Annotated in this window: 9 protein-coding genes; 3 read left to right on the forward strand and 6 right to left on the reverse strand. The window is 65.2% G+C overall.

Translation table 11 applies throughout. The features are described from left to right. Positions 1–31: 31 nt before the first annotated feature. The 3 genes from ACVIGB_RS44985 to ACVIGB_RS44995 all read right to left on the reverse strand — a co-directional run bounded on the left by ACVIGB_RS44985 (position 32) and on the right by ACVIGB_RS44995 (position 5,530). Positions 32–664, reverse strand: coding sequence for an RNA polymerase sigma factor (locus tag ACVIGB_RS44985; protein WP_456724444.1), 633 nt, complete (start codon positions 662–664; stop codon positions 32–34). A 263-nt stretch (positions 665–927) separates the two neighbouring features. Then, complete coding sequence (locus ACVIGB_RS44990) at positions 928–3,387, reverse strand: tetratricopeptide repeat protein (RefSeq protein WP_456724443.1); 2,460 nt, start codon at positions 3,385–3,387, stop codon at positions 928–930. Positions 3,388–3,472: 85 nt separating this feature from the next. Then, positions 3,473–5,530, reverse strand: a complete 2,058-nt coding sequence (locus ACVIGB_RS44995; protein WP_456724442.1) for a tetratricopeptide repeat protein — start codon at positions 5,528–5,530, stop codon at positions 3,473–3,475. A 499-nt stretch (positions 5,531–6,029) separates the two neighbouring features. Between ACVIGB_RS44995 and ACVIGB_RS45000 the strand changes: the two genes are divergently transcribed. Together ACVIGB_RS45000 and gspG are read left to right on the forward strand one after the other, a co-directional pair. After that, positions 6,030–7,952 (forward strand): substrate-binding domain-containing protein, encoded by a 1,923-nt coding sequence (locus tag ACVIGB_RS45000; protein ID WP_456724441.1) that lies wholly within the window; start codon positions 6,030–6,032, stop codon positions 7,950–7,952. 161 nt (positions 7,953–8,113) lie between these two features. Next, on the forward strand, positions 8,114–8,611 hold the full coding sequence (gene gspG, locus ACVIGB_RS45005) for a type II secretion system major pseudopilin GspG (RefSeq protein ID WP_456724440.1): 498 nt from the start codon (positions 8,114–8,116) through the stop codon (positions 8,609–8,611). A 134-nt stretch (positions 8,612–8,745) separates the two neighbouring features. Here gspG and ACVIGB_RS45010 read toward each other — a convergent pair whose 3' ends face one another. Genes ACVIGB_RS45010 through ACVIGB_RS45020 form a run of 3 tightly spaced genes read right to left on the reverse strand, consistent with a single transcriptional unit; the run spans position 8,746 to position 14,064 of the window. Next, a complete protein-coding gene (locus ACVIGB_RS45010) occupies positions 8,746–9,480 on the reverse strand; it encodes a hypothetical protein (protein ID WP_456724439.1) in 735 nt (244 codons plus the stop codon). A 14-nt stretch (positions 9,481–9,494) separates the two neighbouring features. Then, complete coding sequence (gspD, locus tag ACVIGB_RS45015; RefSeq protein WP_456724438.1) at positions 9,495–11,927, reverse strand: type II secretion system secretin GspD; 2,433 nt, start codon at positions 11,925–11,927, stop codon at positions 9,495–9,497. Next, positions 11,917–14,064 (reverse strand): hypothetical protein, encoded by a 2,148-nt coding sequence (locus ACVIGB_RS45020; protein WP_456724437.1) that lies wholly within the window; start codon positions 14,062–14,064, stop codon positions 11,917–11,919. The genes gspD and ACVIGB_RS45020 overlap by 11 nt, the downstream gene beginning before the upstream one ends. 240 nt (positions 14,065–14,304) lie before the next feature. Here ACVIGB_RS45020 and ACVIGB_RS45025 point away from each other — a divergent pair, with 240 nt between their 5' ends. Then, on the forward strand, positions 14,305–14,931 hold the full coding sequence (locus ACVIGB_RS45025) for a hypothetical protein (protein ID WP_456724436.1): 627 nt from the start codon (positions 14,305–14,307) through the stop codon (positions 14,929–14,931). Positions 14,932–15,173 lie beyond the last annotated feature (242 nt).

A 15,173-nucleotide genomic window follows, 5' to 3' on the forward strand; every position in this document is an offset into this window, starting at 1 on the left:
GGACGATATGGATTTGTCTTGCCATTGTGCGTCACCTGCTGCCGCCCAAGGGCAATCGCCGGTCGAGTACCGTATCGCCATCGCCGGCTGGATGCAGCGCCGCGCGCTCCCGCTCGGTAAATGAAATTCGGCGCCGAAACGCAGCTCGTGGCATGTGCGCGTTCCGATCGATGCACACTGCGCAATGCACCAGCGCCTGCTTGATCTCGACCTGGACAGTGCGCACGCTGATGCCGAACCGTTTTGCCACTTGTTGCAACGGTACTTCTTCAACACATATCGCCATGAAGATCTCCCGGCGACGGGTCGGTAGCTCCTGGATGGCGCGCCGCAGCGCACCGATCTCGGATCGCGCCTCGATGATGCGGTCCGGGCCGGGAGTATCGTCCGGTAGATCGAACAGCGCATCCGCTTGCGGCACCGTGCGACGGCGCCGTTCGGCAACGCGCCGATTGCTGATGGCGCTCATCGCCACGCGGAACAGATATGCTGGCAAATCGCGAACAGGTCCGATGCCGTCTGCCTTGCTCAAGCGCAGAAACGTATCCTGCAAGGCCTCGTCGGCGAGATCGGCCGACCCGGTCCGGCGCGTCAAACGTTGTTTGAGATCGTCGTAGCTTGTGACGAGGAGCGCGAGCAACGCCGTTCGATTGGTGTCGCTCATTGCAGGGGCCCCATCCCCAACCGCAGCAATCGTCACATTTCAAGTCGGTCGCGACACTTCTATCTGTGGTTGGTGACATGGAAATGAAACCACAACGAGTGCTCACGTCGCGACATGCCGTGCCACAGTCGATGATGCAGAATTGATTTGTGCTCGGGACAAGTGCTGCGCGCGTCGCGGCTGTGATTGCGCATCCGCGAGGTCTATCGCAGACATCGGCTGCGACGCGGGCAACAACGTGATCACCGGCAACGCAACGCATGTCACGATAGTCCGTTGATGACTGTGTTCCGCTGCGCCGTAAGCGTCCGTTCAATTCCGTGCAGGGCCGTCGCACTTGCGGCATCGATCGCCAGCGCCTCATGGAAACTTGCCGATGCTTCATCGGGTCGTTCGAGCATGAGATAGACGTCGGCAAGTGCGCAATGGGCGGTTACGCGGCGCGGATCGAGTGCAACTGCGTGTTTCAGGCTGATTTCGGCGCCCTGCGAATTGCCGCGTGCGGCGCATGCGCGCCCAAGCGCTTCGTAGAATTCCGAAGATTGCTGCTGATTGATCTTCGTCGCTGCCAGGAAATGCAGCATGGCGTTGTCGAGATCACCAAGTTCGCACAATGCCAGTGCATACTGCGCATGCAGTGCGTCACTGGCTGGGGCGAGTTCCAGCGCCTTGCGGTAATGCTGATGAAGCTGGCGCTTCACCATATCGGCATGCATGCCGCTCGCCTGCTCATCACGGCCAAGCTTCCGCACCGCATTTGCGTATGCTGCGTGAGCGTCGACGCTCGTTGGCGCAAGCTCGACCGCTTTGCGGTATTGAGCAACCGCTTGTTCCGTCCTGTGCGTCGCGATCAGCACGTCGGCGAGCGCGATGCGCGCCGGCGCCAGGTTAGGCGCCGCCGTCACCGCGGTCTGCAACAGCGTGTACGCGCGCTCATGATGGCCGAAGCCGAGCTCGATCGCGCCGAGATTGCACAGTGTGTTGACGTGTCCGTGGTCGAGGGAAAGGACGTGCTCGAATAGCTTCGTCGCGCGATCCAGTTTTCCTGCACGATGCTGGCGGCACGCCTCGACGAACAGGGCATCGCATACCAGCGTGTCGCCCTCGTCATGGGGCACCGTCATCTTGAGCGCGGAGCTCGTGATCGGGTCCGCGATCGGTTCCGCCGGCAACTCGGACCCGGCCCCGGCGAGGGACCTGAGTTCGCAGTTCAACCGTCCGATCACTTCAGCCCAATCACCCGGTCTTGTTTGCCGGAATAGCCGGGCTTGTGGATACCACGGGGTATCGTTGCGATCCCGGAGCCAACGCCAATCGCTGCCATTGGCGAGCAGGATCCAGACCGGCTTGCCCATCGCACCGGCCAGATGCGCGATGGCACTGTCGATCGAGATAACGAGGTCGAGGTTGCCGATGATTGCGGCGGCATCGGCGAAGGATGCCGCGTCGATCTGCGCACCGGTATCGAGGATGCGATCGTCGAAGTCGGCGAGCTGCTCACGCCCGCGGCCGATCTGCAGGCTGACAAATCGCGCGCCCGGACAGTCGAGCAGGGGGCGTAGCAGATCGAGCCGGATCGAGCGGCGCTGATCATTGAGATGGCCGGGATTGCCTTGCCACGCTAGGCCAACGGACATGCCGGGGCCGGAGTTGCCGCCGAGGCGCTGACGCCATCGCGTGACCAGATCCGGATCGGGGGTGACATAGGAAGTTGCCGCCGGAACCGTGTCGACCTGGGTATCGAAGATCAGCGGCAAGGACAGCAGCGGCAGATGGACGTCGAATGCCGGCGCCGCGGTTGCGTCGCTGACGACAGCATCGACGCCGGCCACGGTTTGCATCAACGACAGCAAGACTGGCGGCGTTCGCAGGATCACGCGGCCGCCCCGCGCTTTCACCATCGGCGCGTAGCGCACGAACTGGAGGGTGTCGCCAAAGCCTTGTTCGGATTGCAGCAGGATGGTCCTGCCCGCAAGTTCCTCACCCTGCCAGCGTGGCCGGTCGGTCGAGATCAAATGCCTGTTGACACGCGGATCCGACAGCCGCCCCTCATATTCCGCCCAGGCCGCCGACCAGTTGCCGACGCCGAACAGGCAGACCGCAAGCACGGTGCGCAGCTCTGTGCGGGTGGGATATCGTTCCAGCGCGTCGTGCAGCAACGCGATGCCCGCGTCGTGCCGGTTGGTGTCGCTGAGCAGCCATCCGAAATCGACGATCGCATCGATGTAATCGGGGGAGCTCGCGATCAGGTCGCGGAATACGTCGTCGGCGAAATCGCTCAGCTCGAGCATCGCCAGTGCGCGGGCGAGGCCGAGCTGCGCCGCCGCATTGTCCGGCCGCAGCGTCAGCGCGGCGGTGTAGGCGGCCAGCGCCTGCGGGTACTGGCGGCTCTTCAGCAGCAGAACGCCGAGATTGCCATGCGCCTCGCCGTCGGCGGGATTGAGCCTGACCGCTTCCTCGATCAGCTCCAGCGCGCGCTCGTCCTCGTCCCGCTGCAGCGCGATCACGCCGCGGATATGCAGGACGTGTGACCGCACCTCGGGTTCCTGCTCCATGGTCTCGAGCAGCAGATCCGCGCTGTCCAGCTGGCCGTCACGAAACAGCGCGATGGCGCGGTCCATGACGGTCTGGATGAATTCCGCGCGCCGCTCGGACGAGGCCTGATTGAGCATCGCCAGCCCTGCACGCATCGTCTGCGCTTCGCTGAACCCTGCCTTCGACATCGACGCACCCTTTGACTGTCGACCTGCGTGTCCTTCGCGATACCGCGGAGGACCGCACCTTTTTCCGCTTCGCCTGCGATTGCGGCTAGGCCACCGCGTTCGCGCGGGCCTCGCACCACTCCGCCCAGAGTTTCATCAGTTCGCGGGAGAGATTGTCGGCGAAACGGGGGGCGTCGCAGAGCGGCGAGGCGGCTACGCGGTCGCGCAGGGTGCGGCGCAACTCGGCGAGTTCATCGCGCCGGTGCGTCCAGCCAACTGCCATCGCCACGTAGTCGTCGATGCTGTGCGCGCAGAAGCTGCCCAGCCCCGCTGCGGTGAGGTGGGCCGCCGAGTGACGGCCGGCGAAGGTGTCGCCGACGAAAGTCACGGTCGGAACGCCCATCCACATCGCCTCGAGCGTTGTGACGCCGGCAGAATAAGGAAACGGATCGAGCGCGATATCGACCTCGCCATAGGCAACCAGCAGCTTGTCCTGCTCGGTTTCGCCGACCAGCTCGACCCGCTCGCGCGGAACGCCGCCCTGGCCGAGCACGTTGTAGACCGCGTCGCGCGTGCTGGTCTCGCCGAGGCCGCCGTAAACCATCAGGATGCGCGAGTCCGGCACTTGCGCGAGAATGCGCGCCCAGGCCTTGCCAAGCTCGCTGTTGAGCTTGGCCGGTCGATTGAAGCAGCCGAACGTGAAGCGGCCACCGCTCAAGCTTGGCAGCGGCGGCACCTCGGGGGCTTTCGCCGGCGGGTGATAGCAGACATAGCAGTCGGGCAGGCGGATTGGGCGCTCGACATAGCTCGCGTCATGCTCCGGCGGAATCTCCACCGGATCGGCGATCAGGCCGTCATAGGTATCGAGCCCGACCGTGCCGACATAGCCGGCCCAGCTGAGCTGGATCGGCGCCGCGCGCATTGCGAACAGCGAGAGGCGGTTGCCGGCGGTGTGGCCGGCGAGATCGAACAGGACGTCGACACGGTCCTCGGCAATCTGCCGTCCCAGCGCCGGGTCGTCCATCCCGGATACGTCGCGCCAGGAGAGCGAGATCTCCTTGTAGCGTTCACTGAAGTCGTCGTCTTGCCGCTTGCTGTCGGTCTTGTAGCAGAAGATCTCGTAGCCGAGTGCGGCGAGCGCCTCGAAGGCGCGCAGGACGAGGAACGAGACCGCATGGCGATGCAGGTCCGCCGACACCAGGCCAAGCCGCGGCTTGCGCGCCGGATCCGGCACGTTGGCGAATGCAAGGCGATTGAACGGCGCGCTCGGCCGGTAGAGCACCGCCCATCGCCTGTGCTCGCGCAGCAGCTCGTCGCGGGTCACGCCCGGTTTGTGCTGAAGTGCGAACAGCAGGGTTCCGGCGATGCCGGCGCTACCGGGATCGAGCTCGCCGGCGCGCCGATAGGCTGCGACGGCCTCCTCGATGCGGCCCTGTCCGAGCAATCCGAAGCCGCGGCCGACATGATGCTCCGCCTGCAGCGGATCGATTGCGAGCGCGCGATCGACATAAGAGAGCCCGCGCTCGAACGCGCGATGATTGATCAGGAAGTGACCATAGAGATATTGCGGCAGCGCGACGGTCGGCGCGCTCTCGGCGGCGATCTCGAACAACCGCGCCGCCTGCTGGTCGCGCGCGGCGACGCCGAAGTTCATGCCGAGTTCGATGATCGCCTTGTAATTGTCGCTGTCGATCGTTGAGGCGGCGCGAAGATCGTCGACCGCCCTGTCGAACTGTCCGTCCATCACATAGGCGAGGCCGCGGGTACGGTAGGCCTCGCCATACCCGGCATCGAGCTCGATCGCCTTGTCGAGCGCCGCGAGCGCCTCGCTGCGCCGGTTCTCGGTCAGGAGCGCGAGACCGAGACTGTATTGCGCGAGCGGCATGTTCGGCAGCAGACGCAGCCCATCCTGGAGATAGGGAATGCCGTCCCGCGTGCGTCCGGTGCGGGCAAGGCAGGTGCCGATCTCGGCAAGCGCCGGCGCATGCGTCGGTGTCACCCTGAGTTCCGCGGCGAATGCCTCGCGCGCGTCGTCGAAACGATCGAACCGGCACAGCGCAACGCCCTTGCAATAATTGAAGCCGGACTGGTCGGGCGCGAGCCGCGCGGCTTCGTTGAATGCGCGCAATGCCTGGCGCCAGCGCTCCTGTCGTGCGTGCGCCACGCCCTCTTGATGCAGAGCTTGCGCCCGCTTCAGGTCGGTTGATGGATAATTAATCAGCGGGCGCGCCCAAATTGCATGGCCGCCATGCCCCACACGAATCGCAAGACGTCCGCTCGAGTTGTCTTCCATGTGGGAGGCCTCGCTTGAATGAAAGCCCGCGGAGATTGCTCTGTAGAGAGTATGCGATCAGACGGCGAGCCATCGGACGAGAGAGTCCATAGAGCATCAGATGTGGTATTGCCAAGATGTTTTTCGGATGCTCATCGAAAATAATCCCTGCGCGAAGCCGATCGTCGAATTGTCTATCAGACGTGAAGTCAATCATCGGCGACGGAGACATGACGTCGACGGCAGAGATACTTTCTCAATCGTAGATTTGTTCCAACAAATCTTGATTGAGTGGCAAAATAAACTTCTTCTTGTTTGAAGATTACTTTGCGCTCTGATGACGACGCGATGACGATGTGCCGGTGGTGATCAACCCCACAGGAACAGCGCAATGAAAATGCAATCGTCCAGATACATGCTCGGCACCGCCTCGGTGCTCGCCCTGCTCGCGTCCTCGACCATCACGCCCGCGAACGCGCAGGCCTCCACCGCCACGGCCGGCATCTACGCGGGCGGCAGCACGCTCGCCTCGGAAGCCTTCCGGCAGATCTTCGACTGTTACATGGGCGGCATCGTCGGCTCCGGCACCAGCTACCCCGACGGCTTCGCGTTCGACTCCAGCTTCCCGGCCCGGGGCAAACTGCCGACCACCTGCACGCTGGTGAGCGTGCCGGTGCAAGGCATGTATGCCGGTGTCGGCAGCGGCAACGGCGTGCGCGGCTTCATCACCAACAATCCGCGGCAGTGGTACAACGGCACGGTCACGCCGAACGCGTCGGCCAACATTTCGATCGCCACGCCGCTGCCCGCGAACCAGCCTGCAATGATCGACCTCGCCAATCCGGGAAGCCCGGCGACCAAGTTCGGCAGCTATCCCTATCCGCGCGTCGATATCGGCCTGTCGGACTCGCCGCTCGGCAGCACCCTGGCGGCGCTCACGACATCTTCCGTCAGCTTCAACCCGACGCAGGGCTGGACCACCACCGGCGGCGCGCTGACCCAGATCACGCTGAACAGCACCTCGACGGCGTCGGTCGCCTATCAGACGACCGTGTACGGCAATCCGATCCAGATCCCGGCTTTCGAGGTCAACGTCGCGATCGGCGTCAACACCAGCACGATGACGGTGAACTCGGCCGTCGCCGGCACCGGCGCCACGCCCGGCACCCAGGCCAACCAGGGCGCCGCCATCCAGCTCAGCACGGCGCAGATGTGCGCGATCTTCACCGGCCTCGTGACCGACTGGAACAACACGACCCCCAACAACATCCCGTATCTCGACAAGACCGGCGCGCAGCAGCTCGCGGCTTTTGACTACACCAACCCCAACAGCTCGGGCACGGCGCAGGCTTACTCGACTTCGTCGCTGCCGATCAGGATCGTGTATCGCGGCGATGGCAGCGGCACGAGCTTCATCCTGACCAACTATCTCAAGGCGGTCTGCCCGCTGCTTGACACGCCGACCGGCACCTACGGCTACAAGTCGATCTTCAACACCACGACCCTGCCGAGCACCTCCTTCACCAACCTGATCGCCCGTATCGATGCCGTCCGCGGCGCCGGTCCGTGGTCGGTCACCACGACGGTCACGACCAATGCGTGGATCAGCGCAACCGGAAGCGGCGGCGTGGCATCCGCGATCAGCACCGATAGCAGCAAGGCGGGCCGCATCGGATACGTCAGTGCCGACTTCACCCAGCCCCACACCACCCAGGTTGGGACCATCGCCGCGCCGCGTTCGGCAGCTCTGCAGAACGAGCAGCTGCGCGGTGCCGGCACCTATATCCCGAACAACGGGGGATCGACGACCCTGGCGTTCATTGCACCGACACCGGATGGTGCCGCCGCCGCGTGGGGTGACACCAGGCTCAAGACGCCGTCCACGACCTGGACCTGGAACGACTACAATATCTACGCTAACGTGTTCAGCACTGTCACCCAGTCCGGCGTGACCGTGACCGGCCTGCCGGTGCTGCCGCTCACGAACAGGCTGAACGCCTATCCGCTCAGCGGCACGACGTTCCTCGATCTGTATAGCTGCTACAACGTCCAGGCCGACGCCAACCGCGTCACCAACCTGGTGAACTTCCTGACCACGTACGTCGCCGGTGCCGACTCGACCGATCCGAACTTCGATCCGGACGTCTCCGCGGTGATCGAAAATGCCGGCTTCCATCCCGTTCCGGCCAGCTACGCGAAGAACATCAAGAGCCAGTACTGGGGTACGCGGACGACCGCCATCAGCGCCGCGGCCGCCACTCAGGCCAACGGCTGCTTGAATGTCGCCAACGGAGCCAGCGGCGGCGCCAAGTAAGCCGACGCATTGCGGACGGCGCAATTCCGATTGCGCCGCACCGGATGACGTCAAGCACATGACACGACCGGGCGCCCCGATCGAGGCGCCCGGAACTATTCGCGGAGCGTCAACGAGTCTGGTGATGGACCTCCGCCTCACAGCTCATCGGACGAACAGCGATGTCGAAGCAAAAGCCTATCCTTACTTCCGGGCGTATCGACCGAGACGACAGCACGCGGCAAGGCGAGCGGGGTTTCACGCTTGTCGAGATGCTGGTCGTCATCGCCATCATCGGCTTGATCATGGGATTGGTCGGCCCACGCGTGCTGAGTTACCTGAGTGAATCGAAGGTCAAGGCCGCCAAGATCCAGATGCGGAGCTTTGCGAGCGCACTCGACCTGTTCCAGCTCGATACCGGCCGTTACCCGTCGACTGCGGAGGGGCTCACGGCGCTGGTGCAGAGGACGTCAGGCGCGGCCAACTGGAACGGTCCCTACCTCAAGGGCGGTATGGTTCCAAATGACCCATGGAGTCATCCTTATATCTATCGGGCGCCCGGCGAACACGATGCCTACGATATCCTCTCCTACGGCTCCGATGGTCAGGAGGGAGGCAGCGGGACTGCCGGAGACATCTCGTTGGAGAAGCTGACCAGCGCCGCCAGCAACGAGCAATGACGTTGCCTGCGATCACGTGTGAGCCTCGTGAGCGAGCTGTGATGATCGCGAACGGGAGTCCGAGAAGCGGGCGCAGTCCGGTCTCGATGCACGCCATATCGGCGCGCTCGACGAACTCTTCTGCGGAAACCGCCTTACCTCTTCTGCCAAGGCAACGCGTGCGCCCCGGGTTTGCCCGCCGCCTCACGCGTGCGCTGATCGGCCCCTTGCGATCTCGTCGTTCCGCCTTCCGGTTGATGATCGAGCCCGGCAAGCCAGCGATCGTCAGGCGATGTTGGCGGCGGGGCGTGGCGTCCTGGCCGATCGGTCATGATGGCGCCCATCGCGCGCAGATCGTCGGGCGTCAGCCACGCGATCTCGTGGGCGTGCGTCGCCAGCATCTGTCCGATGATGCGCGGCGGCACGCCGAACCCGCTTGCGATGCGCGCCATGGCAATCGTCGCCTCTTCGGTTTGCGCAGTCTCGTGGCCGAATTTATCGGACACGCCGTGGACGCCGATCGCGGCCTCATAGCTTGCGAATTTCTCGTTTCCCGCCGCGAACACGATGAAGCAGGCCGATGCGCAGCGCGATCCGGCCGCGACGATGGTCGGCAGCTTCGCCCTGCGGATCAGGCCGGCGAGCTTGACCGCCTCGGCGAGGCTGCCGCCCGGTGAATCGAGCCGTACGGCCGAGATCAGGCGGTTGCCGTCATTGGCCGCCTTGATCAGTGTTTCCGCAGTCTCCGTGTCGCCTTGGGCGACGTCGCCGCTGAGCGCGATGATGGTGACGTCACCTTTGAGAGTCACGCTGCTCAGTTCGGCGGCGGTCGCGGCCGTGCTGAAGATGGCTGCTCCCAGGACCCGCAGCATGGATGACACCATCGCCATCGGCGGCCTCGGTCTCATTTGCGCGCGACGGATGGCGGTGCCGCGCCCGGCGCATTGAAGATCGAGGGTGCGCGTCGCATGCTGTCGAGGCGCTCGCGGAATTCCTCGGCGATCACCTGGGCGTCGTGGCCGTTGCGCACCAGTTTCGTCGTGACGAACACGATGATCTCGGAGCGGAGCTTGGTGTCGCTCTTCTGGCTGAGCAGGTCGCCGAGATATTTGATCTGGTTGAGGCCGGGAAGTCCGGCCACCGAACGCTCGTCGTCCTCCTTGATGAGACCGCCGAGCAGCACGGTCTGGCCGCTGCTGGTGCCGACCGTCGAATGGATCCGCCGCTGCGAGATGGTGGGCGTCAGGTTCTGGGCGCTCGCGCCGCCCGGATTGACGACATTGGAGACCTCCTGCTCGATCTCGAGCTCGATCGATCCGTTCGGATGCACATGCGGCAGCACCTTCAGGATGATGCCGGTGTTCTGCCGGCTGATGCTGCTCACCACGTTGAGGCCGGTGACCGTGCTGCCGGTCGAGATCGGCACCTGGTCGCCGACCTCGAGGATCGCCGGCTCGTTGTCGGAGACCACGAGCGACGGGGCCGACAGCACCTTGACGGTGGTCAGGGTGGACAGCGCGTTGAGGACGAACTTGGGATTTGCTTCGGCACCGAGCAGCAGGTTGAAGCCGGGCAGCACGCGTGCGAGCAGGGCAGTCTGCGCGGCCGATTGCGCGGCGCCGAACAGGCCGACCGATCCCTTGTCCTGGCCGGCGCCGGCGTTGGCGCTGGTCAGATAGGCCTGCACGCCGTACTGCAGCTGGTCGGTGAGCGTGACCTCGGCGACCATCGCGTCGACGGCGACTTGCAGCCGCGGCCGATCCAGCGACTCGATCGCCCGTTCGATCACGAGATAATCCTCCTGGTTGGAATAGACCATGATCGCGTTGGTCGATTTGTCGGCGGTGACACGAACATTCTGGAATATGCCGCGCGGAAGCGAGCCCAGCCCGGTCCCGCCGCCGCCCGGTCCCGCAGCATCCTGGTCGTCGTCCTTGCGATCGGAGAATCCGACCTGGGCCGCGCCGCTGCGATTGGCGGTGCCGGAATTGTCGGTGCCGCCCTGGGTGGTCGTCGCCGGATTGTTGCTGCTGCTGAGCGTGCCGGCACCGAGCGAGTCGATACGCGATGTCGTTCCGCTCTGACCGGGCGCGGTCGGACTGGTCTGGCTGTCACCGGCCGATTGCGAGCTGCGGCCGACGAACATCTCGTTGAGGATGCGGGCAATGCTGCGCGCGTTGCCGAAGCGCAGGCTGTAGACCCGCACCGTCGTGCCGGTGGGATCGGAGCGGTCCAGCCGCCGCACCCATTGGGTGGCGCGTTCCAGCACCTTGCTGTTCTTGCTCACCGCCAGCACCGCGTTCATGCGCGACACCGGCTGAAACTTGATCACGCCCTGTCCCTGTCCGCCATCGGCGGTGTCGAAGACTTTCTCGAGCTCGCGGATCATGGTCTCGGGCGCGGTCGACTTTAGCGGATAGAGCCCGACCGACTGATTGCGCAGCCACTCCACATCGAGCGTGCCAATAACGCCGAGCGCCGCCTGCCGCTCGGAGGCGGTGCCCTGGATCAACAGCACGTTGCGGGCCTGATCGACGCGCACGGCGCCGGGGCGCGATAGGAAGCTTTCCGCCGTCTTGCCGATCGCGGCGGCAGAGACAAAGCGCAATGGTACGATCGAAACGCCATAGCCGGGTTGTCCGGCGCCGACGACCGAGACGCCGGCGCCCGCAGCCTCCGGCAGCGGCACGATGCGGATCAGATTGTCTTCGCGCAGCAGCGCCGCGTTCGACATTCGCAGCACGCTCTCGAAGATCGGCAACACGTCCTTGCGCGGAATCCGCTGTGCGGAAGCCAGCGTGATCACGCCCTGCACCCGCGGGTCGACGACGTAGTTCATTCCAAGGCTGTCACCGATCACGGATTTCACCACCGTCGGAATATCGGCATTGTCAAAATTCAGCTCGATGCCGCCGCCCTCGGTGACGACGTCGCTGTCGACGGCGTTCGCCAGATGGGTCGTCGCCGTTGTGGCGGCGTCTCGTTGCGTAAGCGTAGGCGCCGGCGCGAGATCCTGATCTGCGCCGGGAAACACCATCGGCTGCGTGCGCGCGGATGCCGTTGCGGAGGAGGTCCCGCCGACCGGGCCGTTCCAGCGCGCGCGCAAGTCGGCATCGCGGATCGGGTCGGTCACCTGGTCGCGGCCAGGCAAGTCGATGCCCTTGTCCATCATGCAGCCGCCGAGCAGGCCGGCGAGCGCAAGCCAGGTGCCGGTCACTGCGCCAATCGGCGCCATGCGCGAGAGGCAGAACGGTTGGAGACGTTGCTCGACCGGTCCCTCTTGTCCGCCTCGCGGGGATGCCGCGGTGTGATCGGCAGATCGGTTGTCAATGCGCATCGCTTGCTGCCTTCCAGGGACGATCGGCAGGAGCGAGGCTGCTGCCGGCGAGATCCTCGACCTCGTTGACCAGCGCCTCGGCGCGACCGATCAGTGTGCGGGCGTAAGACGGATTGATTGGCCGATGCCCGAAAGCCGCGCCATCGAGTTGCGCGTTGATCTCGCGCGTCAGGGCGCCTCGCCTCGCGGTGATCGCGCCGGTCGTGTCGAGATAGCGCTGATAGTCGACGTCGCCGCCCTTGACGGCCTGGGTCGCAAGGGCAAGGCCGTTGCGTCCGAGTTGGCCGAGCGGATCGTTGATCGTCTTGGCGGCGCGCGCCAAATCCATATAGGTCTCGCGATCGTTTGCGAGCTCCACTGGCAGCGCGTTCGCGTCGAGCGCATCTACAAGCACGACGCCGTCGTGGATGTAGCGGTCGGTCAGGCCCAGCAATGCCAGCATGGTGGGCCGCAGGTCCGCGTGGTGCGAGAGGATGTCCGGTGTCTCGCCACGGTGAGCTATGCCCGGCCCGACCATGCCGAACCAGCTGCCGCCGAGAATTTGCGCGATGTCGCCGCGCACCCACGCCGTGTCGGGATTGACGGCAATGCAGGCCGGCGGCTGTGCGCAGTCAGCGCGGCTGGCGGCCGTCCGGATGACGTAATCGGGATCTGCGAACATCAGGATATGCGGCGCGCGCGCGGGGCTTGCCGTGACCATGTGCATGAGCTGCATCTGGGCGCGGTCCGCGACCATCGATGTCAGGCGATCGCTCTTGCCGGTGACCGGGTTGACGACGCCAAGCTTGCCGACGTCCTGCGCGAGCGTGCGCGTCAGAGGATCGGTGGATAGCGGATTGCCGCGGATGTAGAACGGCGGCGTGTTGCCGGCTTGAACATCGAACCCGGTGACGTTGCGCCGCTCGGTCGCGAGCAGCCGATCGATGGCAATGCCGATCGCGCCGATCGGCCCGTAGCTGCACGGTACCGCAACGCCATCGCACGCGGGCGGGCTGGGTGGGCCGCCGACAAAGCGGTCGTTGCCTGTGGGCACGACGACGAACAGCGTGTTGCGCGTCGTGATCCCGCTTGCGGCGAGCCGGTCGATAAAGGCCTTGAAGGCCGCATCGTCTGCCGCGAGCCTGGCGACATGGTCGCGTTCGCCGGGGCCGAGGGCGCGCCGGCGCGCGGCGGCCGGCCGGTGCGCATTGCCGATTCCGACATAGACCACCGGGACGCCGGCCTCCAGCATCGCCGCGGCATAGCCAAGCGATTGGGCGGCCGTTGTCTCCGACGCACCGGGAAAGCCGGGGTGGCCTGCGTCGTCGTCGATGATATCGCCGCCAATATCCTTGACCGGGCCGTCCGGCGAGATCACCGGTTGCACATTGCGGTTGCCGAACAACGCGCTGAAGCCGGCGTAGCCGCCCGGCTCATCGGGCAGCAGATCGGGACGCGCATTGGCGTTGCTGCACAATGTACTGCCGCGAGCGCAATGGATGGCGATGCCGAGCAGATCGGCGCGCGCCTTGAGCGGATCGCCGGCGGCAGCGCGCACTTCGGAGGCGCCGAGCGTGGCCGCGACCTCGGGGCCGATCTCCTGCAGCGTCAGACCTGTCGCTGCGAACGCGCCGACGTCGCAGCCGGCGGCGGTGAACGGCACCCATGGTGCGGGCACGGTCTTGCCGGTGTCGGCCAGCATCAGTGGCCTGCCGTCGCTGCTGTTCGCGGTCCAGTAGGCGAAGGCGCTGGCGAAGCCAACGCTGCCGTCGCTGCGGAACGCCGCGCTGCTGTCGCCGATCGGCACGCCCATGCGGTCGCCATGCAAACCGGTCAGGATCGTGAGCGCATCCGTGGCTGTGTGGGCCAGCGGCGAGGTCTGGTGATTGCTCCCGATGATTCCGCCGCGCGTGAGGAAATCGCGCAGATGCCGCATCTGCTCGAGGTCCGACGGCACGTTCGGGTTGTCGCGGCGCAGGTGAACGTTGTCGAGCTCGATCTGGACGACGCGCTTGATCGCACCGCCGCGCGAGCGAAGCTCGCACGCCGCGAGCGCCTGTCCGGCCCCGGTGCTGCACGTCACAATGCAATCCAGCGCCAGGAGCAGGGCGCCGAGCAGCAGCGGCATGAGGCCGGCACGGATGCGACTCGAACGCATGACGCCACGTCTTTGATACCGGTGTTTCGTCTCGACGATCTTGATGTCGACGGAAGCCGCAGCGTCGGCTGGATGCCGTCTGCGCACGTCTTGAGTGTGTGCGGCTTGGATGACGCCGTCGTTACAACAGCTCTCGCGCGATGCGCATGGCGACAATGTCCGGCTGTGATTCACCTTCACAGATTTGACGCATACACGCTGCGACGCGCGACACCTTGCGCCGCATGCAACGATGAAGGCTTGCAACACGCACGCTGCTGGCGCAGGTTGATAGTTGCACGCGCGGATGACGATCCGTCGACGCTGGTGCACGTAGACAAGTACGCACGCAAGTACACGCGGCAAATGGACGGCCGGCAGATGTCGATCGCATTGCAATCGTTGATGGTCGCTGTGCTTTGTCTTTGCGCGTTGCTTGCGCGCGCAGCGGAAGTTCCGGCAGCTGGCGAGGTCATCGTCGACAATCCGGTGGAGCTCCAGCCGCTGCAACAGTTGGCCGCGACCAGGGACAAGCCGCTGTTCTCGACCGCGCGTCGGCCGCCTGCGAAGCCGGTCGCGCCGGTGGCGCGGCAGGAACCGCCGCCACCGCCACCGCCGCCGCCGAGCGTGGTGGTGCTCGGCATCGTCAGCGAGAATGGCGACGGTCACGCCGCGATCCGGGCGACGAGCAAGGGCGACAAGGTGCTGCGCGTACGCACGGGCGACGACGTGAGCGGCTGGAAGGTCGAGCGGATCGAGCCGCGCCGGCTTGTGCTCAAACAGGGCGAGCGCTCGGTGGACTTCGCCTTGTTCACCGGTGCGGCGAAGCCCCCGAAGCCTGCCGAGCGGCCGATCCGGCAGACCAAGGCCACAGCGCCAACCAATTGATGCGCCGCTGCTTTTGGCAGGCAGGCGAATTGGCCGGTTGGCGCCGAGGTTGAGTTCCACCGCAGGGTTAAAACTTTTTTGCGAAATCGCTTCGCGTTAGCCCGTTTCAAACTGTCTTAGGAACAGGAGAGGCGTCCCGAACTGTCGGGCGTGTTCGCTTGGGGGCGGCTGCGCCGGTTGAGTCGCGTGCCTTTCATTGAGTTGTCGGCATCGGGCCAACTGATTGCAGGCTGGCCGGTGCC

It is taken from the genome of Bradyrhizobium sp. USDA 4341 (genome assembly GCF_054063755.1).